Origin of the sequence: Sphingomonas kyeonggiensis (genome assembly GCF_030812785.1) — a bacterium.
In the GTDB taxonomy this organism is placed as follows: Bacteria; Pseudomonadota; Alphaproteobacteria; order Sphingomonadales; family Sphingomonadaceae; genus Sphingomonas; species Sphingomonas kyeonggiensis_B.
This window is the reverse complement of sequence record NZ_JAUSTJ010000002.1, coordinates 340,441-363,441: the sequence shown is the minus strand read 5'-3', so window position 1 is coordinate 363,441 and position 23,001 is coordinate 340,441. Positions and strand designations below refer to the sequence as shown.

Sequence of the window (23,001 nt, the reverse complement as noted above, 5' to 3'; positions counted from 1 at the left end):
TCAGTCGAAGCGGCTCTTGAGCCGCTTCGCGGGCACGCCGCCGATGATCGTGTCGGGTTCGGTGACCGATCGCGTCACCACCGCCCCCGCCGCGATGACCGTGCCACTGGCGATCGTAACGCCCGGCAGGATCGTCACATTGGCGCCGATCCATACATTCGAGCCGATCACGACCGGCGCGCGGTCGACCGGCTGATATTTGATCGGCGCGGCAGGATCGGCAAAGCCGTGATTGGTGGTCATGATCGAGGTCGCGTGACCGATCGCGACATGGTCGCCGATCGTCAGCCCGCCGCCCGCGGAGATGTTGCAGCTGCGGTTGATCGAGACGTGATCGCCCAGCTGCAGGCCGTAATAATCCTCGATGAACACGTTCGGGAAGACGAACAGCGCCGCGTGGCGCCGGCCCAGCATCGTATCGACCAGCCGGGCGCGCGGGCCCATCCAGCCATTCGCCTCCAGTCGCGCCGTGGCGAGATAGGCGCGATAGGCGAGCTTGGCCCCCACCGAGAGCGATTCCGGCCCGCGCGGGGCGGGCAAGGGCTGGCTGGTCTCGGTCATTTGGGCACGCGCCTCGCAACGAGAGGGCCCGACACGGGCTGCTTCCGCCCGCGCCAGGCCGCCAGGATGAGCCAGAGCGCGAAGGCGCCATATTCGACGATGAGCAGGCCCGCGGCCAGCCAGAGGAAGCCGTTCAGCTCCAGCCCGCTGGCCCGCGCGATCACATAGGCAAGGCCCAGCACGGCGGCATTGGCGATGTTGTGCAGCAGCAGCCAGTGCGCCCGGCGCAGCACGAACACCGTGGTGCCGATCGACATGCAGAGGCTGCGCACCGCCAGCATCGGCGCCAGGATGATCAGGATATCGCCGGCAGGCGCCCAGCGCTGGCCGAGATAGATGGTGATGAACGGCTTGGCGAGCAGCCATACGCCGCACAGCACGCCGATCGAGAGCAGGCCCGAGGCGATGACGTTGAACTTCATCTCGTTCCAGAAATCGCCCCGTTCCTCCTGCGCGCGCGCGGCTTTCTGGAAGAAAACCTGGCTCAGCGCGTCGTTGAAGAGCTGGAGGGGGAGGATGGCGATACGGTTTCCGAGAGAGTAATAGCCGACAGCCTGCTCTCCGTAGAGCGAAAGCAGCAGGAACGTGAGCAGATTGAGCGATACCGCGGCGATGAAGGTGCTGGGGATATCGACCGTCACCTGGCGGCGATAGCGCGCGAACATCGCCCGCATCTGCGACAGGCGCGGCCGCCTGGGCGGGACGAAGCGCCAGACCGCCCAGGCCAGCAGCAGCGCCTGCGCGGCGAAGCCGGCGGTGAAGCCGACGATCAGTGACATCGGATCGCGCCAGACAAAGGCCAGCCCGATCTGGACGAGCACCGTGCCGCCGGTGCGCAGCAGCAGCGAGGCCGAATTGAGCCGATAGGCGTCGTGCCGCATCAGATAGAGCGACGAGGCCGCGCAGAAGCCGGTGAGGAACACGCACAGGCCGAGCATCAGCGGCAGCACCGGCGACACCCCGGCGCCCGTCAGCCCCCAGTAGAGCGCCGAGCCCGCGGTCGAGACCAGCCCCATCCCCGCCGCGATCGCAAGGCACAGCCAGTAGATGGCATAGCGCCCCGCCTTGGGCGCGGTCGGCACCGCCAGGTCGAAGCGGCCGCAGGCGATCGCCCCGGGGATCGCGGAGACCGCCACGAACATGGCGAAGACACCGAAATCGACCGGGGAATAGAGCCGCCCGAGCAGCGGGTAGCTCGCCAGATTGGCGAGCTGCGCACCGGCCGTGCCGCTGAATAGCACCATGAAGTGCTTGAGATATTGGCGCCGGTCCACGAACCCCTGCTTCCGCCGCGGGAGGAAGAAAGGCCCCTCAGGCCGCGGCTTCGGCCTTGTCGGTCTTTCCGAGGAAAGAGTCGATATCCGCCAGCGCGGTCTTCAGCGTGCCCCAGAAATCGCCCTCGAACTCGATGCCGAGCTCTTCGCGGATCTTGGTGTTCGACACGTCGAATTCCATGATGTCGCCGATCAGCGGCTCACCATGCTCGACCGCCAGCTTCTGCTGGGGATCTAGGATCTCGAGCATGCCCTTGGCGAGCTCGTTGATCGTCACGCGGATGCCCGAGGCAGCGTTGAACGCCTGGCCGGTGGCACGCGGGCTCAGCGCGGCGCGCAGATTGGCCTCGACCAGATCCTTGACCCAGGTGAACGAGCGGACCTGCTCGCCATGCCCGAACACGATCGGGTTCTGGCCCTGGGTGATCCGACGCAGGAAGATCGAGACCACGCCGCCGAACTCGTTCGATTCCTGGCGCGGGCCATAGACGTGGAAATAGCGCAGGATCGTCGTGTCGAGCCCGTAGAGCTTGTGGAACACGTCGACATAGCGCTCGCCGGCCAGCTTCGAGACGCCGTAATAGGAGACCGGCTCGAAGGGGTGCGTCTCGGTGGTCGGGAAGATCTGCGGCTCGCCATAGACCGAGCCGGTCGATGCCTGGACGAACTTGCGGACGCCGTGCTTCATCGACATCTGCAGCAGGTTGAGCGCGCCGCCGGCATTCACGTCGAGATCGCGGTGCGGGTTGATCAGGCAGATGTTCTTCTTCGACGCCGCATTGTGGAAGACGGTATCGACACCTTCGAACACCGCATCCATGGCCGGCCCGCTGTCGCACACATCGAGCTCGGCGAAGCGGAAGTTCGGGCGGTTCGACCGGTTCTCGAGATGCGCGACATTGTCGCGCTTGCCGGCCGAGAGATCGTCCATGCAGATCACTTCGGCGCCGATATCGACCAGCGCCTCACACAGGTGCGACCCGATGAAGCCGGCACCCCCGGTCACGATCACCTTACGACCTGCAAGCTGCGCGGTATCGACGTCCGTCATCTGAACCCCTTGAAACTGGAAAGGCCCGGAGGGCCGTCTGGCGGCCGCATTAGCGGCAGCGCCGGGCGCGGGTCAATGCGACGTCACGCGTTGCGCACGCCGCTGCATGGCCCTAGGGCCCGGCACATGCCGATCGCCGCCACCGATATCGACGCCGGAGCCCCAGCCCAGGACAAGGCGGCGCGCCGCCCTTCGCTGCTCGTGCTGGACATGTCCTACACGCTGGAGATGATCCGCGAGCGCGGGCTCGAGAATTCGGTGACCTGCCGCGACCTGGACGGTTTCTTCCGCCATGTGTGGAGCGTCCACCCGATGGCGAGCCTGATGACCTCGCCGGGCTGGGCAAAGCGCTTCGGCAAGCCGGACTGGCACGAGCTTGGACCGCGCCACACCTTCATCGAGGGCAAGATCGGCGCCTTTTCCTGGCTGTCACGGGTGTTCCCGATCAACTTCCTGATCAGCCAGACGGCGCTGTTCTTCACTTTGTGGCGGCTGATCCGCCGCGAGGGGATCGAAGTGATCCGCGTCGGCGATCCGCTCTATCTCGGCCTGTTCGGCCTGGCGCTTGCGCGCCTCACCGGGGTGCCGATGCTGATCCGGGTCAATGGCAACAACGACAAGATCCGCGAGAATACCGGCCGGCCGCTCTATCCCAAGCTGTTCCGGACGATCGCGATGGAGAAGCGGATCGAGCATTTCATCCTGCCGCGCGCCGACCTGGTCGCCGCGCCGAACCAGGACAATGTCGATTATTCGCTCGCCAATGGCGCGCATCCCGATCGCGTGACGATCTTCCGCTACGGCAACCTGCTCGCCCCCGAGCATCTCGAGGCCCCCGAGGCGCGCACCTGCGACACCGCATTCTTCGAGGGGCTTGGCCTGCGTCCAGGCCAGTATCTGCTGTGCATCGGCCGGCTGCAGCCGCTCAAATATCCCGAGGACGTGCTGAAGGCATTCGCGCTGGTCCGCGCCGAGATGGGCGACATCGACCTCGCCTATGCCGGCGACGGCCCGATGCGGGACGAGCTGGAGGCGATGGCGCAGGCGCTTGGCGTGGCCGAACATGTCCGCTTCATCGGCAACCAGAACCAGCGCGGCCTTGCCCAGCTCAATGCCTTCTCCGGCGCGGTGATCTCGCCGCTGACCGGCCGGGCACTGTCGGAATCGGCTCTGGGTGGCGCGCCGATCGTCGCCTATGACCTCGATTGGCAAGCCGACCTCGTCCAGACCGGCGAGACCGGCGAGCTGGTGCCGTTCCGCGAGCCCGAGGAGCTTGGCCGCCGCGCGCTCAAGCTGCTGCGCGATCGGGACTATGCCAGTGCGATGGGCCGGGCGGCACGCGGGCGGGCACTGGCGATACTCGACCCGCAGGCGCTCGATGACCATGAGCGGGCCGAGTACACCAAGCTGCTCACCCGCACCGCAAAGCGCGGGTGAGCCTGCAGGTCAGGTGAAGTCGACGGCCTGGATGCTGAAATTGCACCGCAGCGACGGGATGTTGACCGCCGTGTCGCCGGATACGCCCACCCAGACTTCGTAATAGTCGCCCGCCGTCACATCGATGACGCCCGAGCTATAGGACATGCCCTGGGCGAGCACATTGCTCGATACGCTGGTCGAAAGCGGCTTGTTGCCGTTCCGCACCAGGCTCATCTGGATCGTCGCCGTGGTCACCAGGTCCTGCACGGTGACATTGGCGTTGATGATCGCCCGCTTGATGCCCCTGGGGATGGTCAGGCGGCTGGGCGTGGCTGAATTGAAATAGCCATCGGTATCGAAGGCCGCCGTGTCCCAGTTGAGCGGCGGGCCGGCGGACAGATCGAGCCCGGTGCGATTGGCGGTCAGCACGAGGTTCGCCGCCGAGAAGCTCGCATTGGGGCCCGCGGGCACCAGCCTGGTGTCGTTGGTCTTGATGAAGCGGCTGTCGCTGGAGACGCTCGTCCAGAACCGCCCGTTTGCCGGGCCATAGGCCTCGAGCGATCCGCCCGACCAGCGCAGGCTGCTCCCGTCGGTGACGTTGATGCCATAGGCCGAGGCGCTGCCGCTTGGATCGACGCGCCCGATCGACTTGCAGTTGGTGAACGACATGGTGGACTCGGTCCAGTCGGAGCCGATCGCGCCGCCGTCGAAGATGCACTGCACCGCGCTGCCTTCGACCCGGGACATGTCGACCGCGCCGCTGCCGCCGACGCAGCTGAAGCTGCTGGCGAGGAGCTGGAGGTTGGTGACCTGGCTCACCCCGGACTGCACGAGCGCAGGGACCGCGCCGAGCATCTGGATGGTGCATCCGATGATCCGGATATTGTCCATCGGCCCCGAGGCATCGGCGATCAGCTCGATGCCGGCAAAGGCGTTACCGGTGGCGCTGCACGCGATATAGGTGATGTTGCGCGACTGGGTGAGCGGGTGGAAATAGGTCCCGATCAGGTCGCCATCGCCGTCACGGGCGTGGCAGTTCTCCAGCAGCACGCCATCCGACGCGGTCTGCTCGAAGTTGATCTGGCAATTATAGCTCCAGCAATCGCGGAAGGTGCCCGAGGCGAAGAAGAAGCCGCCCGGATCGCCCTGCGCGAAATGGCCATAGCCGGTGCAGTTGGACGAGCTGGTCCGCTCGACCACGAAGCGCTGGCCGCGCATCTGGAAGCCGGTCAGTCGCACCGTGTCGCCGGATGCTCGTATCTTGGCGCCGTCCACGGCCAGATCGTGCACCGCGACGTCGGTGACGTCCGGAGGCATGTAGATCAGACCGTTGGTGCTGACCGTGTCGTCGAAGCTGTCGAGCGCGACGATCCGGGTCAGGCCGGCGCCAGCGCCGCGCAGGGTCTTGCCGGTTTCGAGAACGATCGACGAGGCGATGCCGAACGTCCCTGCCGGCAGCACGACGATGCCGGAGGCGCAATCCTGCAGCGCCGCGTTGATCGCGAACGCTGCGTCGTCGAGCGGGTCGCAGGGCAGCAGGGGCACGATGCCGAACGGGGCCATCGCCGCATCGACCAGGCCGGCCGAGACATTGTCGACATAGTCCTTGCTCGCCGCATCGGTCGGGTCGACCGGCCAGGCCATGTTGGTGCCGCGATAGCCGCCATGGTCGAGGTCGGCGGTCATCCCCGCCTGCCCGTCACGGGTGAGGCAGTCGCTCAGCGCATCGGCGATGTCGAGAATGGTGGTGTTATAGTCGGCCGGCGGGATGGGCACGAGCGGATCGGCCGGAAATACCGGGGGCGCGGGCGGAACATAGGTACCGGAACCGTTGAATGGCATGTCTTGCCTCCATCATGGTGGGGATCCCACGCAGGAGGTCACACCCTCAAATCCTATATTGCAAGCAAACACATGTGTCTGACCGGTACGTTTCCGAAACAAAATCCTTAACGCAGGTCGATCAGCGCGATTCCGCTCCGGCGCGGGCGTAGAGCGCCTCATAGGCGCGGGCCATCGCCCCGGCGCTGTGATGGGCGAGCACATGGGCGCGCTGGCGTTGGGAGAGCGCCGTGCGCTCGCCGGCATCGGCGAGCAGGCGCGCGGCTTCCTGCGCCACCAGCGCCGGATCGGGATCCGACCAGATCCAGTCCGCCTCTCCGCGGCGATGCTCGGCCAGCGCCTGCACCGCGACGACCGGGGTGCCGCCGGCGGCCGCCTCGAGCCCGGCAATGCCGGTGATCGGGCCGACATTGACGCTGACATAGACGTCCATCGCCGCCATAGCCGTGCGCGGGCTGAGCACCATCCCGGGCAGATGCAGCCGGTCCCCGATGCCGAGGCGCTCGCCCTCGGCGCGCACCGCATCGAGCATCGGCCCGGTGCCGCCCATCAGGAAATGGACGCCCTCGCCGGCCTGGCGGGCGATGCCGGCAAAGGCGGCGACGATCGCCAGCGGGTTGCGCTCGGCCTGGACGCGCCCGATCGTGCCGACCAGCGGTGCATCCGCGGGAATGCCAAGCCCTTCGCGATAGGCCGCGCGTTCCGCGGCGCCCACGGGGGCATCGTCCACCGCCACGCCATTGGGGATGATCGCCAGCGGCAACGCCGGGTTGCGCTCGGCGAAGCGCGTCCAGTGCGCATCGCGCGCCATCAGCGCCAGGCCATCGCGGCCGCGCGCCAGGAAGGTCGACAGGATTAGCTGCCGCCGCCGGATCGGCATGCCGACGCCGTGGAAGGTCTCGACGATGCGCGGACGCTTCGATCCGGTGACCCGCCGCAGCCAACGCAGCTGGGTGCCGAGCGCGGCGGCGAAGGTGAGGTGGCAGTGCACCACGTCCTGCTCGCGCAGCCAGGACCAGTTGGCGAGCAGCCAGGCCGGGAGCCGCAGATAGCGCCGGTAACGCGACGGCGCGCCGCGCATGTGGCGCACCATGATCTCCGGGCGGAGCATCCCTTCGCCCAGCGCGGGATCCTCGGGATGCGCGACGACAACCGTCACCGCATGCCCGGCGGCGCTCGCCTCATTGGCCAGGTCGATCAGCACCCGCTCCGCGCCACCCTTGGTAAGCGCGGGGATGACATGGGTGATCTTCATGCGCGCATCCCCTGCCGGTCCGCGATGCGGACCGGACGCGGGTCGGCCAGTGCCTCAGCCAAGGATCGCTTTCAGGATCTGGTCGCAGACGATCATCGCATCGACACCCTCGCGCACGCCCGGCGCGCCCGGCGCCGGATTGCCGCGGCACGAGCCGAGGAACGCCTGGAGCTCGAGCTGGAGCGCCTCGCGCGGCTGGACCTCGATCTTCTCCTCCAGCGCGGTGATCCGATAGGGCTCGCCCGGACGCTGCTCGACTTCGGACTGGCGGCTGAGCGTGATCTCCTTGCGGAGCAGCTCGCAGTCGACGAACATGTCCTTGCAGGTGGCCTGGATGCTGCGCATCTTCTTGTCGGTGATCCGGCTCGCCTGGATCCGCGAGAAGCGGCCATTGGCGTGCGTGAGCAGCGCCGCGGCATAGTCGATCATCGGCCCCTCGGCGACGCCGTGCGCGGAGACCGCGACGGTGGGGCCGTTCAGGTAGAGCGCCAGGTCGATGTCGTGGATCATCAGGTCGGTGACCACGTCGACATCGGTGATCCGCGCGCTCAGCTTGTTGGTCCGCACGAAATCGACGCTGACCACCTGCTCCGAGCGGTCGAGCAGCTTCTTCATCTGGTCGACCGCAGGGTTGAAGCGCTCGATCAGGCCGACCTGGAAGTTGAGGCCGCGGCTCTCGACGAAATCGCGCATCGCGAGCGATGTCTCGAGCCGGTCGGTGACCGGCTTCTCGACGAAGATGTTCGAGACGTGCTGCGCCGCCAGCTCGATATAGGCCTGGTGCGTGGTGGTCGGGCTGGCGATCACCACCGCCTCGACCTCGCTCAGCGCCTGCTCGATGTCGGTCGCGACGGCGACGCCCGTGCTGCCGACGATCCGGCGCGCATTGTCGGCGTCGAGGTCGTAGACGAAGCGCAGGTCGGCGCCGGCGAGCAGCGACAGGATACGAAGATGGTTCTGGCCCATCCGGCCGAGGCCGATGATGCCGATGCGTACCGGTGCGGTTGCGTTCACGGCCTGCCCTCCACGCGGTTGCCCGCCTCATCCACATAGCCGACGCAGCGCGCCGGATTGCCCATCATCAGCGCGAAGGGCTCGACATCCTTGGTCACCACCGCGCCGGCCGCGATCATGGCGAACTCGCCGATCACCGATCCGCAGACGATGGTGGCGTTCGCCCCGATGCTCGCGCCGCGGCGGACCAGGGTCGGCGTGACCTTCCAGTCCGGATTGTTGGCGCGCGGCACCTTGTCGTTGGTGAAGCAGGCATTGGGGCCGACAAAGACCTCGTCCTCGATCGTCACGCCGTTATAGACCGACACCGAGTTCTGGATCTTGCAGCGATCGCCGATGATCACGGCGTGATCGACATAGACGTCCTTGGACAGGATGCAGTCCCGGCCGATCCGGGCGCCTTCGCGCACCTGGACGTTGATCCAGATGCGCGTCCCCTCCCCGATCTCCGCGCGCGCATCGACGCTCGCGGTGGGGTGGATATAGACGTTGTCGGCCACGCTCAGCCCTTCATCGCTTCGACGATGGTCTCGATCTCCGCATCCGGCAGATAGGGATGCATCGGCAGGCTGAACACGCGGCCGCCGAGATCCTCGGAGACGGCGAAATCGCCATCGGCATAGCCGAGATAGGCGAAGGCCTGCTGCTGGTGCAGCGCCTTGGGATAGTAGATCGCGGTGGGCAGGCCCTTGTCGGCGAGCTTCTTCTGGAAGGCGCTGCGCGCGGCGGCATCCTTGGCGACCACGGTGTACTGCGCCCAGGCGCTCACCTGGTGGCCGGGTACCACCGGCGCGACGAGGTCGAGCCCGCTTGCCGCGATCGCCTTGCGATAGCTCTCCGCGACGCGCTGGCGCTGGACCATCTCGTCGTCGAACACATCGAGCTTGACCTGCAGGATCGCCGCCTGGATCGCATCGAGGCGACCGGTGATGCCGAGGCGGACATTGTCGTACTTGTCCGAGCCTTGGCCGTGCACGCGGATCGAGCGGAGCACTTCGGCGAAGGCCGCATCGTTGGTGAAGATCGCGCCGCCATCGCCGTAGCAGCCGAGCGGCTTGGCCGGGAAGAAGGAGGTGCAGCCGATCTCGGCGAGGCCGCCCGCACGCGCATTGTTGGCGCTCGCGCCGAAGCTCTGCGCGGCGTCCTCGAGGACGAAGAGGCCGTTCGCGTCGGCAATGGCGTTGAGCGCGGCATAGTCCGCGGTCAGGCCGAACAGGTCGACCGCGATGATGCCCTTGGGCTTGAGCGCCTTCAGTTCCTCGTCGGAGATGCGCGGCAGCGGGTGGATCGAGCGATCGGCAGCGGCCAGCGCCTTCACTGCGCGCTCCAGCGCCGCGGGATCGATGTTGAAGCTGTCCGCCTCGACATCGACGAAGATCGGCGTCGCGCCGACGGTGGCGATCGCCTCGGCGCTCGCCATGAAGGTGAAGGGCACGGTGAAGACTGCGTCACCCGGGCCGACGCCCTTGGCCATCAGCGCCATCACCAGGGCATCGGTGCCCGAGGCGCAGGAAACGCAATGCTTTACGCCAACATAGTCCGCGAGCCGCTCTTCCAGCTTCGTCACTTCGGGACCCAGGATATATTGCCCGCTGCGCAGGACGCGAAGCACCGAGGCTTCCACATCTTCCTGGATACGCGAGTACTGGGCCTGCAAATCGATAAAGGAAACCATGGGCGGCTTTCATTTGCTTGACACGAACGCCGCGGGAATGGCGCGAGCCCCCTCCCCAAGCGCAGGGCGCCCGTAGCACGGGCGGATCGGAAAAGGAAAGGCGCCATCCGCCGGTTCGGCGCGGCTGGGCACTGGCGCGCCGAGGGCTGCTCCGATAGACGCGCAAGTGGCGAACAAGGCGCCCCGCCAGTTACGGAGCATGAAGCATGTGCGGTATTGCAGGCCTTCTGACACGGGGCGCAGTCGACCCGGCCAGCCTGCGCGGTATGGCCGAGGCGCTCCACCACCGCGGACCCGACGACCAGGGCGTCTGGCACGACGACACAGCCGGCATCGGCCTGGCGCATCGCCGGCTTGCGATCGTCGACCTCTCTCCCGCCGGGCACCAGCCGATGCAGGACGCGAGCGGGCGCTATGTGCTCGTCTATAACGGCGAGATCTACAACCACGCCGCGCTGCGTGCCGAGATCGGCGCCGCGGCCGAGGCGGCGGGCGCGCCGATCGCCTGGCGCGGGCATAGCGACACCGAAGTGCTGCTCGCCTGCATCGATCGCTGGGGCCTGGAGGCGACGCTGGAGCGCGCCGCCGGCATGTTCGCACTGGCGCTGTGGGACCGGCGCGACCGCGTGCTCCGGCTCGCCCGCGACCGGTTCGGCGAGAAGCCGCTCTATTTCGGCTGGGTCGGCGGCAGCTTCGCTTTCGCCTCCGAGCTGAAGGCGCTGCTCGCGCTGCCGGGCTTCGACAATCCGATCGACCGCCGGGCACTGTCCCGCTTCGCGTCACGTGCCTTCGTCCCCGCCCCGCTCAGCATCTACGAGCGCATCTTCAAGCTGCTGCCTGCGCATATCCTGTCGATAGACGCAGGCGCGATCCCCACGTCCCAGTCCACGCCGCCGGTTCCCGGCAAGGCCGAGAACGGCATGCGGCTGGAGCCTTACTGGGCCTATCGCGACGTGGTCGAGGCCGGACTGGCCGATCCGATCACCGACGAAAAGGAAGCGCTCGACGAGCTCGAAGCGGCGCTGGCGGAATCGATCCAGGAACAGGCGATGGCCGATGTGCCCGTCGGCGCCTTCCTTTCCGGCGGCATCGATTCCTCCACAGTCGTCGCGCTCTATCGCAAATATACCAGCGGCACGGTCCGCACCTTCTCGATCGGCTTCGAGGAAGGCGGCTTCAACGAGGCCGAATATGCCAAGGCAGTCGCCGCGCATTTCGGGACCGAGCATAACGAGCATTATGTCTCGGCCCGCGAGGCCAGGGACGTGATCCCCCATCTGCCGCAAATCTATGACGAGCCCTTCGCCGATGCCTCGCAGGTACCGACCTATATCGTCAGCGGCTTTGCCCGCGAGCAGGTGACGGTCGCGCTGTCGGGCGATGGCGGCGACGAGCTGTTCGGCGGGTATAACCGCCACCTCGCCGTGCCCCGTGCCTGGCGCATGGCGCAGCGCGTGCCGGCGCCGGTGCGCAGCCTGATCGGCAACGGGGTCGAGCGGCTGCCCGCCCATATGTGGAACCGCATCGCCCAGTCCGTGCCCGGCTGGGGCCGGCCCGAGGTGGGGGCGAAGCTGCGCAAGGCGGCGGGTGTAATGATGCGCTCGCACAGCTTTGCCGACGCCTTCACCTCCTTCGTCGACGAATGGCATGGCGAAGCGTCGCCGGTGCTGCTGGACGAGGCGATGCCGGCGAACGACACCAATCTGCCCTCGGCCGCCGACACCATCCAGGCGATGTATGTCGACGCGATGACCTATCTGCCCGACGACGTGATGTGCAAGGTCGACCGGGCGGCGATGGCGGTCAGCCTGGAGACCCGTGCCCCGCTGCTCGACCACCGGGTCGCCGCGGTGGCGGCGCGCATCCCGCTGGACATGAAGGTGCGCGACGGCAGCGGGAAGCACATCCTGCGCACCCTCCTGTTCCGCAACGCGCCCGCTTCGCTGTTCGACCGGCCCAAGGCCGGCTTCGCTGCGCCGGTGGGCGAATGGATCAAGGGGCCGCTGCGTGACTGGGCGGAAGCGCTGCTCGACGAGAGCCGCCTGCGCCAGCAGGGCCTGCTCGATGCCGCCAGCGTCCGCGAGCGCTGGCACCAGCACCTCAGCGGCGAGCGCAATTCCGAGCAGGCGATCTGGTCGATGCTGATGTTCCAGGCCTGGCTCGACGCCGGGAACGGCGTGCCGCAGCCTTCGTCCCCGCCCCGGCTGGCTACGGCAGGCTGAGGCTCAACCCTCGCCCTTGCGGGGCGGGCAGCGGCCGGCGCAGGTCGCCGGGAAGCGGCGCGTCACCCCGCCGCGAGTGAGCGTCCAGGGCGTCTCGCTGTTGCCGGCATTGCGGCTGCCCTCGGCACCGCCCGGAAGCGCCAGGATGGTGCCGCCCGCCTCGACGAAGCGGCAGTTGCGGAAGCGGCCATAGAGCGCGATCGCGCCGCGGGTGGCGCGGATCGTCACGCCGTCGAGCAGCATCTGGTCCTGGTTGGCGTTCGAGCCGCCCGTCCCGCCCGCCTGGCGGATCTCGCCGCCGATGATGCGCACGCCGGTCACGCCGTCGGGGATCAGGAAGCCGCCCGGGCTGTAGGGCTGCGTGCCGCGCGGCGCTAGCGCGGGATCGTTGGTGATCAGGCAATTCTCGAACAGCTCGCCCCTGGGCCCGCCGCGCAGGTTGACTACCGCGCCGACGATCGTGGTGCCGCGGAAGCGCATGTTCTCGGCACCGGCGCTGTAATAGGCCCAGGTGCTGGTGCCGATGACCCGGCAATCGACCACGTCGATGTCGCTCACCTTGCCGCCGCCATGGAGCAAGGCCGGGCCGGCATTGTCGCTCATCTCACAGCGCTCGAAGCGGATTCCGCGGACGATCTTCTCGCCCTCGGCCTCCAGATCGACGCCGGCACCCGGCGGGCTGCCGACCTGGGTGCCCCGGCGGGTCCGCCGGAACTTGCTGTCGGCGAAGACATGGCCGACGCCGCCGACCACGCTGAGCGCTTGGCGGCCGTTCTCGTAGAAGTCGCACCCCGAGGTGCCCGAACCCGAGGGCGGCGTGTTCGGCGCGCCGGGATCATCGACCAGCAGGCCGTCCAGCGGATGATCGTGCGCACGGACGTTGCGGACCAGCCACTTGCCGGTGTTGTTGCGGAACACCAGCCCCGAGCCCGGCAGCTGGATGCCGGCATCGCCCCAAGTCCCGCCGATCACCGCGCGGCGCATGTTGCCGTCGAGCTCGAGGTCCTGGATCGAGACCGGCCCGCTGCATTCCTCTACAAAGACCAGCGCCGAATAGCCCGCCGCGATCTGCGGGCCGAAATAGGGCATCTTGTTGCGGGTAATCGCGCCGCTGGTGTCGAAGGTGCCGTAGCGATAGCCGTTGACGGCGCGCAACGTGGCGCCGTTGCCCAGCACCGTCACTGCGTTGCGGCAGCGGCGGAAGCGAAGCACGTCGCGGGGCACGAAGGTGTAGCCGCCGGTCGACTTGGGATCGGCCGAGCGCGTCTGGCCGCCGACGATATAGGTCGCCCCCTTGCGCAGCGACACGGTGCCGCCGCCGGCGCGGTTGACCGCTTCCGACAGCGCCGCGAACGCCGCCCCATCATTGGCGATCCCGTCCCCCCTGGCACCGAATGCCTCGGGCGTGAACTGCGGCCCCTCGGGCTTGAACGCGCCGGCCGAGCAGCTCGCGAACGGCACCATGGCCGTCGCGAAGGCGCTCGCCACGAAGCTGCGCCGGCCGATCAGCGGGCCGGGAACCGCTGCACCGGGGGCCGGGTCGCCCATCTCAGAGCGACCAGCGAGCGATATGGCCGGGCAGGCTGCGCTTGCCGAACAGGTTCTTGAGGTCGGCGAGCAGGCCGCCCTCGGCGACCAGCGCCTCGAGCTGCGCGTCGGGCAGCTCGGCATAATGCGCGTGCGGCACCGCGACGAGCACCAGGTCGTAGCGCCGCGACAGCGCCTCGGCGTCCAGCTCCAGCCCATATTCGTGACGCGCTTCGTCGGGATCGGCGAGCGGATCGTGGACGGTGATGTCGTGACCGAGCGCCGCCAGCCGCTTGATCACGTCGACGACCCGGCTGTTGCGCAGGTCGGGGACGTTTTCCTTGAACGCCAGGCCCAGCACCAGCGTCGAGCCCGCACGGCCCAGCCGCGCATGGAGCTGGTCGGCGACCCAGGCGCCCATAGTGTCGTTGATCGAGCGGCCCGAGAGGATGACGTTCGGGTTGTGGCCGAGTTCCTGGGCGCGGAAGCTCAGATAATAGGGATCGACGCCGATGCAGTGGCCGCCGACCAGCCCGGGCTGGAACGGCAGGAAGTTCCACTTGGTCCCCGCCGCCTCGAGCACTTCCCAGACCGAGATGTCGAGCCGGGCGAAGATCTGGGCGATCTCGTTCATGAAGGCGATGTTGATGTCGCGCTGGGCGTTCTCGATCACCTTGGCCGCCTCGGCGGTCTTGATCGAGCTTGCCTCGAACACGCCGCCGCTGGTGATCGCACCGTACATGTCGGCCAGGCAGCGGGTGACCTCGGGATTCTCGCCCGCCACCACCTTGGTGATCCGCTCGACCGTATGCTCGCGATCGCCCGGATTGATGCGCTCGGGCGAATAGCCGAGGAAGAAGTCCACGCCCTGCTTCAGGCCGGTTTCCTGCTCCAGCAGCGGGCCGCAGATGTCCTCGGTGACGCCGGGATAGACGGTGCTCTCATAGACGATGATCGGCTTGCGGGCCGGATCGAGCAGCTTGGCGACGCTGCGGCTGGCCGAAACGATCGGGCCGAGGTCGGGCCGGTTCTCGCCATCGATCGGCGTCGGCACGGTGATGACGTAGATATCGGCGCCCTTGCCCTCCGCCGGATCGGCGGTGAGCGCGATCGACGAGGCGGTAAGCGCATCGCCTTCCACTTCGTTGGTCCGGTCGTGGCCGCTCTTCAGCTCGGCGATGCGGCCGGCATCGATGTCGAGGCCCGTGACCCGGAACTTGCGCGCCAGCGCCAGGGCGAGCGGCAAGCCAACATAGCCAAGACCGACGACGACGATATGCTCGTTATTCGACATAAACCCCGTTTTCAGATTAAGCCGTACGGAAACGCGGCACGACAGACAGCCCCACAGGCGACCGGTATTCCAGGACCTTCACTCCGCTTCTACTTGGAGCCGAAGCCTGAGAACACGATGCCGATGGTGCGTACGATGATCAACGCATCGAGCCACGCAGAGAAATATTTGATGTAGTAAAAGTCGTAGTGCAGCTTCTTGTGCACGGCATCCAGGTCGGTCACGTGCCCCTGATTGACCTGCGCCCAGCCGGTGAGGCCCGGCCGCACGATGTGGCGATAGCGATAGAAGGGCAGCTCGCACTCATACCATTGGGAGAGCGGCAGCGCCTCGGGCCGGGGCCCGATCAGGCTCATCTCGCCGCGCAGCACGTTGACCAGCTGGGGCAGCTCGTCGATGCGGGTGCGGCGCAGGAAACGGCCGATGCGGGTGACGCGCTGGTCGCTCGACTGGGTCATCGCGCTGTTGCGCGCATCGCCGGCGCTTTCCGGGGCGTGCTGCATGGTGCGGAACTTGACCATCTGGAACGGGCGACCGCGATAGCCCATCCGCGTCTGGCGGAAGAGCGCCGGCCCCGTCGAATCCATCCGGATCGCCACGGCGAGGACGAGCAGCGGGATCGACAGCACCGGCAGCGCGACCAGCGCGATGCCGATGTCGAACGCCCGCTTGATCTTGCGATAGGCGAGGTTGGGCAGCAGCGAGCCGAAGCTGTTCTCCGAGAGATGCTCGAGCTCGACCTTGCCGCTGAGCGATTCCCGCAGCTGCTTGGTATGGTAGATCACCCGGCCGGAGATCGCCGCCTCGGCCAGCATCCGCTCCCATTCGGGGGCGTGATCGTGGCGCAGGTCGGCGACGATCGCGCCGCGCCGGTCATCGACCGGGATCGACGGCTCGTGCATGAGGATCCACTCGATCCCCTCCACTTCGTCCATGATGCCGACATTGCCGAACGGCACGAGGTAGAATTGCCGCCGCGCCATGCGCTGGGCGAGATAATGGGCGAGGAAGCCGAAGGCGAGCGAGGAAACGAAGCCCGCGCTCAGCATCAGGCCGCTATAGGGCAGGCGGAAGCCGAGCAGCACCGTGGCGGCGACGCCATAGGTGATGGCGAAGGCCGGCATGATATAGGCGAAGCCGCGCGAGCCGGGGAAGCTCGCCACGCGCCGATAGATGAGCAGCGCGAAGACGGCTGCGGCGAACGAGGCGATCGCGCTGCCGACAATGAACGGCCCGCCCTGGGCGAGCACGTTGCTCTCGCTCAGCGCAAGCAGGAGAGGCACCGCCACCGAGCCGGCCAGGATCCCGAGCAGCTGGAAGCTGAGCGATTCGAGAAAATGGCGAGCGATGGGGGGCGCGGGTTCGCGGGTCATGAGCATATGGGCGATATCACCTGTCATTCCCCCCCGGCAGACCGTGATTGGCTTACTCTATTACTTCGCCCATCGCCCTATTCCTTTTCCGCAGGATTGCAACGCATGCATCCTGCACGGGGAGGAACGGCACGGGCAGAATCAAAACCGCCGGCGGGATGGCCGCCGGCGGTTCGAAATCTTACTGCCCGCCCTCGGGGCCACCCGGCGGCGGGCCGCCCGGCGCACCACCCTGTTGCTGCTGCAGCTGCTGCTGCATCATCATCTGCTGGAGCATCTGCGCCGGGATCAGCTCGGTCATCTCGACGTCGAAGACCAGCACCTTCTTCGAGAGCGGGCTCGGCGGCGCGCCCGGAGCGCCATAGCCGAGGCTCGGCGGCACCCAGAAGCGGTACTTGGCGCCCTTCTTCATCAGCTTCACGCCTTCGGTGAAGCCGGGAATCATCGGCTGGCCGACCTGCATGCGCATCGGCGTCTCGGGCTGGAACTCCTTGCCGTCCGTCAGGACGCCGTGGATCACCAGCGCCGCGCCGTCGCCCTCGGCCGCAGCCGGGCCCGTGCCGGGAGTCAGCACCTTGTACTGAAGCCCCGAGGCCGTGGTCTCGACGCCCGACTGGTGCTTGTTCCAGTTCAGGAGCTGCTCTTCGGTGAGATACTGCGTTCCCGTCCAGGCCAGCGCCACCGCAATGGCGATCGCCAGCACCAGACCGGCCCAGAGCCAGGTCTTGTAGCTGCGCTTGACGGGCTGGAGCGGAACAGCGGTCACGGACATGCGATTGGGCTCCAGGCGCGGGTATCAGGCTACCGAAAGTTCACTAAGTTCACGACAGCCACGCGCGAGGACCGCGCGTGGCCGAATCGCGAATCAACGGGCGCTGTCGCGCTCCATGCGCTTCCGCTCGAGCTTGCGCGCGCGGCGGACCGCGGCGGCGCGCTCGCGGGCACGCTTCTCGCTGGGCTTCTCGTAGTGACGACGGAGCTTCATCTCGCGGTACACGCCCTCGCGCTGCAGCTTCTTCTTGAGTGCGCGCAGTGCCTGGTCGACGTTGTTGTCGCGAACGATGATCTGCATAAGCCCGTCAGTGCTCCGGTCTATTCAATAGAAAAGGGTTCGCCGGAACGCGGGGTTGCGGCGTCGTGGCGGCCACCTAACAGCGCGAATCCATTTTTTCAAGCGAGAACAAGCCTTGCCCCCTCTCAGGCGCGGCGAGCCGATCAGCTCTGGGCACCGCCCTGGCAGAGTCCGAGCCGCTTGCCATAGACCCGCATGCGAATCGCGGCATAGCCCGGCTGGCCCTTCGCGCCGCTCTCCTGGTCGACCGTCACGTCATAGGCCTGCTTGTCCATGGTGCCGGCATAGACGAGCGTGGTCTTCGCGCCGCTCGCCTGGGTGCACTGAATCTCGACGTCGAGCTTCCCGCCCTTCTGCACGAAGCGCGGGAAGGTGCAGGTGCCGGCGACCTTTTCGAGATTCTCGATGTCGAGCGGCTTGAGGTCGCTCGCGGTCTGGCACTTCACCGCATGGCGCTCCTGCTTGCGCACCGCCGCCAGCTGGCTTTCCTTGTCCGGCCCGTCGCTGAAGTCGGCGGCGAGGACCTGCGTGCCCGAATCCCAGGTGCCGGGCTGCATCAGCGTCTTCGAATGCGCGGCGCGCGAGAGGCTGGCGACCTCCTGCATCGAGGCATTGCGCACGTCGATCTCGCCCGTGGCAGCGGCCTGGCGCTCCGCTTCGGACTGGCAACCGGCGAGGACAAGGGCGGCGCCGACGAGCAGCATGGCACGCATGTTCAGGAAATCCCTCTTCAAATTCGTGGCGCCACTCAGCCGATATCGCAACCAAAGACAAGCGCGATTCCTGGCGGCATAGTGCGGCGATGACCTCTGCCGACAGCGCCGCCCCGCCCCGACACCGCCTGCGATCGATCCTGGGGGGATCAGCGGGCAATCTGGTCGAATGGTATGACTGGTACGCCTATTCGGCCTTCACCCTATATTTCGCGCCGCATTTCTTCCCCAAGGGCGACCAGACCACCCAGCTGCTCAACACCGCCGCGGTGTTCGCGGTCGGCTTCCTGATGCGGCCGATCGGCGGCTGGCTGATGGGCATCTATGGCGACCGCTATGGCCGCAAGGCGGGGTTGACCCTGTCGGTGACGCTGATGTGCGCCGGGTCGCTGCTGATCGCGGTCACCCCCGGCTATGCGACGATCGGCGTGGCCGCGCCGGCGCTGCTGGTGCTCGCCCGGCTGATGCAGGGCATCTCGGTGGGCGGCGAATATGGCGCCAGCGCCACCTATCTCTCCGAAATGGCCGGCAAGCGGCATCGCGGCTTCTGGTCGAGCTTCCAATATGTCACGCTGATCTCCGGCCAGTTGGTCGCGCTGCTCGTCCTGCTGGTGCTGCAATCGGCGCTGAGCGAAGCCGATCTAGACGCCTGGGGCTGGCGCATCCCCTTCCTGATCGGCGGCGTGCTGGCGGTGATCGTGTTCTGGCTGCGCCGGCGGCTGGCGGAGACCGAGAGCTTCGAGAACAGGAAGAGCGGCGGCCAGTCGAGCCTGTTCGCGCTGTTCCGGTACCATCCGCGCGAGGCGGCGCTGGTGATGCTGCTCACCGCGGGCGGCACGCTCGCCTTCTACGCCTATTCGATCTATCTGCAGAAATTCCTGGTCAACACCTCGGGCTTCGACCGGGCGACGGCGTCGCAGATCAACGCCGCGGCGCTGTTCGGCTTCATGCTTATCCAGCCGCTGGCGGGCGCGCTTTCCGACCGGATCGGACGCAAGCCGCTGATGATCGGGTTCGGGGTGCTCGGCGTGCTGCTGACCTGGCCGATCTTCACCGCGCTGGAGAGCGTGCGCAGCCCGGTCCTCGCCTTCCTGATCATGCTGGGCGCGCTGGTGATCGTGACCGGCTACACCTCGATCAACGCGGTGGTGAAGGCCGAGCTGTTTCCCGCCCATATCCGCACGCTTGGCGTCGCCCTGCCCTATGCCATCGCCAATGCGGTGTTCGGCGGGACGGCGGAATATGTCGCACTATGGTTCAAGGACGCCGGCTGGGAGCAGGGCTTCTATTGGTACGTCACGGCGATGATCGGGGTGTCGCTGGTGACCTATCTTCGCATGCGGGACACTGCGAAACATTCGCAGATCCTAGAGGATTGATAGGCTATTGCTAATCATTAGCGTATTCTCGCCCCATTCTCTCGTCACCCCGGACTTGTTCCGGGGTCCACCGGGAGGCGAGCTTCGGACAAGAGGCTCAAACGTCAGAACGGGAGGCTTGGTGGGCCCCGGCACAAGGCCGGGGTGACGTCAAAGAGGAAGGCAGCGACAAACCCTTACGGCTTCCGTCCCGCCGCTCCGTCTATATGTTTCCGTGCGTTGCAGCCCTGCAATACCGGCGTTAGGCTCGTGCCCTAACCCTATGGGATGCAACTCGCAGCTTTAGCACCAGCCTTGGACATCGAGACCCGCCTGCTGATCGTCGACGACGATCCCGGTATCCGCGAGCTGACCGCGGCCTTCCTGTCGCAGCATGGCTATGTCGTGGACACCGCTTCGGGCGCGACCGAGATGCGCACGCTCGCCGCACGCCATGACTATGCCCTCGTCGTGCTCGACGTGATGATGCCGGGCGAGGACGGGCTCTCCATCCTGCGCTCGATGGACCGCGAGGCCGGGCCGGCGGTGATCCTCCATTCGGTGATCGGCGAGGATATCGACCGGATCGTCGGGCTGGAGATGGGCGCGGACGACTATGTCCCCAAGCCCGCCAATCCCCGCGAGCTGCTGGCGCGCATCCGCTCGGTGCTGCGCCGCAGCCAGAACGACCGCGCCGCGCCGGCGGCGACGCCGATCCGCGCCTTCATGCGCTTCGCCGGCTGGCGGCTCGATCCGGTGGCGCGCCAGCTCTGGGATCCGGACGATGTGATCATCAACCTGAGCGACGGCGAGTTCCGGCTGCTGCTCGCGCTGGTCGAGCGGCCGCGCCGCGTGCTGACCCGCGACATGCTGCTCGACATCTCGCGCGGCCCCAATGCCGAGCATTTCGACCGGGCGATCGACGTGCAGATGAGCCGGCTGCGCAAGAAGCTCGCGCGGCCCGGCTCCGAGGACCTGATCCGCACGATCCGCAACGAAGGCTATATGTTCGTCACCGAAGTGGCGACCAAATAGCCCGTGGCCCGGCGCTCGATCACCGTCCCGATCGTATTGCTCGTCATCGCCGCGGCGCTGATCGCGACGACGACGCAGTTCACGATCATGTTCAACGGCCCGCCGCCGGGCCCGGGGCCGCTGCCGCTCGCCCGCCTTGCCGAGGCGCTGCGCACCGGCATCGTGCCGGCCACCGCCCAGGCGCGAATGACGGTCGCCCGCACGCAGGAGGACAAGTTCGGCCGCGAGAAGGAGCGCCCCTCCCCCGCGCGCGACGCGGCAATCGCCCGGCTCATCGGCGTGCCGGTCGAGCGGATTCACGGCCTCTACCAGTTCCCCGCGCGCGATCCCGAGCAGGACATGCACGGCAGCTTCACCGTCGCGCTGGAGGACGGCAATGGCTGGATCGTCGCCTCGAGCCTGTCCCGCCCCGCCTTCACCCGCTGGCACCTTGCCCGGCTGCTGGGGATGCTGGGCGTGCTGCTGGTGCTCTCGCTGCTCGCCTGGGGCGTGGCACGGCGCATCTCGCGGCCGATCCGCGAGCTGGCCGGCGCCGCGACCCGGGTGCGGCTGGGTGCCCGCCAGCCGATCCCGCAAAAGGGCCCGCGCGAGGTCCATGAACTCGCCCGGGCGCTCGACTCGATGCAGGAGCGCATCCTCCACGAGGCGGAGAACCGCAGCGCGATGCTGGGGGCGATCGCCCACGACCTGGGCACGCCGCTGTCGCGGATCGCCTTCTGGGTGGAGCAACTGCCCGACGATGCGCGCCTCCGCGCCGAGGCCGACATCGAGGAGATGCGCGCGATGCTCAAGGCGGCGCTGAGCTTCACCCGCGACGGGCGCGACGGGGCGCCGCACGAGAAGCTCGACCTGGGCAGCCTGATCGAGAGCCTGGTCGACGACCTCGCCACGGCGGGCAAGCCGGTGAGCGTCGAGGCCGGACCCCGCGCGGTGGTGCGCGGCAACAGCGCGGCGCTGCGCCGCCTGTTCGCCAACCTCATCGAGAATGCGGTGCGCTATGGCGAGCGCGCGCGGCTGCGCTGGAGCCTCGCCGAGGGCAAGGTGGACGTGCTCGTCGAAGACGACGGGCGCGGCTTCGACCTGGCGCGGGCGGAGGCTCTGTTCGCCCCGTTCGTGCGCGGCGAGACCTCGCGCAACCGGGAAACAGGCGGCACCGGGCTGGGCCTGGCGATCGTCCGCTCGATCGCCGAGGCGCATGGCGGCGAGGTGTCGCTGGAGAATCGTCCCGACGGCGGCGGACGCGTGCGGGTGCGGCTGCCGGCCTGAACCTGCAAAACGCCGCAACATTCCGCGACCGTGCGAAATCCCCTTGTGTGTCCGGCATGTGACTGAAGCCTCCGACCAAGGAGGCAAGATGGACCATCATGACGCGCACGACCTGGGCCTGGCCCATGACCTGAAGGCAATGACCCGGCTGGCCAGCCGCCGCCGCGCACTGGGCTGGTTCGCCGGCGCGAGCGGCGCAGCGATGCTCGCCGCCTGCGACGGCGGATCGGGCAGCGGGAGCACGAGCAGCAGTTCGAGCGCGGCAACGGCGACGCCAACGCCTACAGCCACCGTCACCCCGACGCCGAGCGCGACTGCCACCAGCGGCAGCTGCGTGGCCGACCCGACCGAGACCAACGGCCCCTACCCCGCCGACGGCACCAACACGTCAAGCGGTGTCACCTCGAACGTGCTCACCGCCGCGAACGTGGTGCGCAGCGACATCCGCGCGTCCTTCCTCGGCAATTCGACCACGACCGCGGCGGGCGTACAGGTGGTGCTGACGCTGACCCTGGTCGACGTGAATGCCGCCTGCGCGCCGCTGGCTGGCTATGCCATCTATATCTGGCACTGCGACCGGGACGGGAAATACTCGCTCTACGACCTGCCGGCGGAGAGCTATCTGCGCGGCGTTGGCGTGACCGACAGCAATGGCCAGGTGACCTTCACCACCATCTTTCCGGGCTGCTATGCCGGGCGCTGGCCGCACATCCATTTCGAAGTGTTCTCGAGCCTGGCGAACGCCACGGGCGGGCGCTACGCCACCCTGGTCTCGCAGCTCGCCATGCCGAGCGCGGCGTGCAGCACAGTCTACAACGGATCGAGCGGCTATTCGTCGAGCATCCGAAACTTCGCCGGCGTGAGCCTGACCGGCGACAACGTGTTCGGCGACAACAGCAGCGCGCAGATCGCCCAGCAGACCCCGGCGATGAGCGGCAGCGTCGCTGATGGTTATACGGCAAGCGCAGTGATCGGCATCGCAAGATAGCTTGCCCGCTTTCGCGGGGATCGGCACCGGCCCGCACCCCCACCCGGCCACCCATATGATAC

The 23,001-nt window shown here is 67.5% G+C and carries 20 protein-coding genes; 6 read left to right on the top strand and 14 right to left on the bottom strand.

All coding sequences use genetic code 11. The annotated features are described in order from the left end of the window. Genes J2W22_RS11150 through J2W22_RS11140 form a run of 3 tightly spaced genes read right to left on the bottom strand, consistent with a single transcriptional unit; the run spans position 1 to position 2,886 of the window. Complete coding sequence (locus J2W22_RS11150; protein ID WP_307118329.1) at positions 1-561, bottom strand: acyltransferase; 561 nt, start codon at positions 559-561, stop codon at positions 1-3. Beyond that, on the bottom strand, positions 558-1,835 hold the full coding sequence (locus tag J2W22_RS11145) for an oligosaccharide flippase family protein (RefSeq protein ID WP_307118328.1): 1,278 nt from the start codon (positions 1,833-1,835) through the stop codon (positions 558-560). The genes J2W22_RS11150 and J2W22_RS11145 overlap by 4 nt, the downstream gene beginning before the upstream one ends. Before the next feature lie 37 nt (positions 1,836-1,872). Then, positions 1,873-2,886: an SDR family NAD(P)-dependent oxidoreductase gene (locus J2W22_RS11140; protein ID WP_307118327.1), complete on the bottom strand. Its 1,014-nt coding sequence runs from the start codon at positions 2,884-2,886 to the stop codon at positions 1,873-1,875. A 126-nt stretch (positions 2,887-3,012) separates the two neighbouring features. Here J2W22_RS11140 and J2W22_RS11135 point away from each other — a divergent pair, with 126 nt between their 5' ends. Then, positions 3,013-4,323 carry a glycosyltransferase family 1 protein gene (locus tag J2W22_RS11135; protein ID WP_307118326.1) on the top strand — a complete coding sequence of 437 codons (1,311 nt, stop codon included), beginning with the start codon at positions 3,013-3,015 and terminating at the stop codon, positions 4,321-4,323. Between the two features lie 9 nt (positions 4,324-4,332). On the opposite strand, the gene J2W22_RS11130 is transcribed toward J2W22_RS11135, so the two are convergent. The 5 genes from J2W22_RS11130 to J2W22_RS11110 all read right to left on the bottom strand — a co-directional run bounded on the left by J2W22_RS11130 (position 4,333) and on the right by J2W22_RS11110 (position 10,091). After that, positions 4,333-6,147: a glycosyl hydrolase family 28-related protein gene (locus J2W22_RS11130; RefSeq protein WP_307118325.1), complete on the bottom strand. Its 1,815-nt coding sequence runs from the start codon at positions 6,145-6,147 to the stop codon at positions 4,333-4,335. A 121-nt stretch (positions 6,148-6,268) separates the two neighbouring features. After that, positions 6,269-7,402: a glycosyltransferase family 4 protein gene (locus J2W22_RS11125; RefSeq protein ID WP_307118324.1), complete on the bottom strand. Its 1,134-nt coding sequence runs from the start codon at positions 7,400-7,402 to the stop codon at positions 6,269-6,271. A 54-nt stretch (positions 7,403-7,456) separates the two neighbouring features. Further along, positions 7,457-8,416 carry a Gfo/Idh/MocA family oxidoreductase gene (locus J2W22_RS11120; RefSeq protein WP_307118323.1) on the bottom strand — a complete coding sequence of 320 codons (960 nt, stop codon included), beginning with the start codon at positions 8,414-8,416 and terminating at the stop codon, positions 7,457-7,459. After that, positions 8,413-8,916 carry an acyltransferase gene (locus J2W22_RS11115; protein WP_307118322.1) on the bottom strand — a complete coding sequence of 168 codons (504 nt, stop codon included), beginning with the start codon at positions 8,914-8,916 and terminating at the stop codon, positions 8,413-8,415. Before J2W22_RS11115 ends, J2W22_RS11120 begins: the two co-directional genes overlap by 4 nt. A 2-nt stretch (positions 8,917-8,918) precedes the next feature. Next, entirely contained in the window at positions 8,919-10,091 is a 1,173-nt protein-coding gene (locus J2W22_RS11110; RefSeq protein ID WP_307118321.1) for a DegT/DnrJ/EryC1/StrS family aminotransferase, read from the bottom strand. 206 nt (positions 10,092-10,297) lie between these two features. Here J2W22_RS11110 and asnB point away from each other — a divergent pair, with 206 nt between their 5' ends. Continuing rightward, positions 10,298-12,313: an asparagine synthase (glutamine-hydrolyzing) gene (gene asnB / locus J2W22_RS11105; protein ID WP_307118320.1), complete on the top strand. Its 2,016-nt coding sequence runs from the start codon at positions 10,298-10,300 to the stop codon at positions 12,311-12,313. Positions 12,314-12,316: 3 nt separating this feature from the next. Here the strand turns inward: asnB and J2W22_RS11100 are convergent, their stop codons facing one another. The 6 genes from J2W22_RS11100 to J2W22_RS11075 form a co-directional block, all read right to left on the bottom strand. Further along, on the bottom strand, positions 12,317-13,861 hold the full coding sequence (locus J2W22_RS11100) for a hypothetical protein (RefSeq protein WP_307118319.1): 1,545 nt from the start codon (positions 13,859-13,861) through the stop codon (positions 12,317-12,319). A 1-nt stretch (position 13,862) separates the two neighbouring features. Further along, positions 13,863-15,134, bottom strand: a complete 1,272-nt coding sequence (locus tag J2W22_RS11095; protein WP_307118318.1) for a nucleotide sugar dehydrogenase — start codon at positions 15,132-15,134, stop codon at positions 13,863-13,865. A gap of 89 nt (positions 15,135-15,223) precedes the next feature. Next, complete coding sequence (locus J2W22_RS11090) at positions 15,224-16,507, bottom strand: sugar transferase (RefSeq protein ID WP_307118317.1); 1,284 nt, start codon at positions 16,505-16,507, stop codon at positions 15,224-15,226. A 181-nt stretch (positions 16,508-16,688) separates the two neighbouring features. After that, positions 16,689-17,279 carry an FKBP-type peptidyl-prolyl cis-trans isomerase gene (locus J2W22_RS11085; protein WP_307118316.1) on the bottom strand — a complete coding sequence of 197 codons (591 nt, stop codon included), beginning with the start codon at positions 17,277-17,279 and terminating at the stop codon, positions 16,689-16,691. A 93-nt stretch (positions 17,280-17,372) separates the two neighbouring features. Beyond that, entirely contained in the window at positions 17,373-17,579 is a 207-nt protein-coding gene (gene rpsU, locus J2W22_RS11080; RefSeq protein ID WP_010545388.1) for a 30S ribosomal protein S21, read from the bottom strand. A gap of 143 nt (positions 17,580-17,722) precedes the next feature. Beyond that, entirely contained in the window at positions 17,723-18,292 is a 570-nt protein-coding gene (locus J2W22_RS11075; protein WP_307118315.1) for a DUF3617 domain-containing protein, read from the bottom strand. A gap of 89 nt (positions 18,293-18,381) precedes the next feature. On the opposite strand from J2W22_RS11075, the gene J2W22_RS11070 reads away from it, so the two are divergent. The 4 genes from J2W22_RS11070 (at position 18,382) to J2W22_RS11055 (ending at position 22,939) form a co-directional block, all read left to right on the top strand. Beyond that, positions 18,382-19,671, top strand: a complete 1,290-nt coding sequence (locus J2W22_RS11070; protein WP_307118314.1) for an MFS transporter — start codon at positions 18,382-18,384, stop codon at positions 19,669-19,671. A gap of 267 nt (positions 19,672-19,938) precedes the next feature. Continuing rightward, complete coding sequence (locus J2W22_RS11065) at positions 19,939-20,685, top strand: response regulator (RefSeq protein ID WP_307118313.1); 747 nt, start codon at positions 19,939-19,941, stop codon at positions 20,683-20,685. 3 nt (positions 20,686-20,688) lie between these two features. Then, positions 20,689-21,951 carry an ATP-binding protein gene (locus J2W22_RS11060; protein WP_307118312.1) on the top strand — a complete coding sequence of 421 codons (1,263 nt, stop codon included), beginning with the start codon at positions 20,689-20,691 and terminating at the stop codon, positions 21,949-21,951. 88 nt (positions 21,952-22,039) lie between these two features. Beyond that, complete coding sequence (locus tag J2W22_RS11055) at positions 22,040-22,939, top strand: dioxygenase family protein (RefSeq protein ID WP_307118311.1); 900 nt, start codon at positions 22,040-22,042, stop codon at positions 22,937-22,939. Positions 22,940-23,001 lie beyond the last annotated feature (62 nt).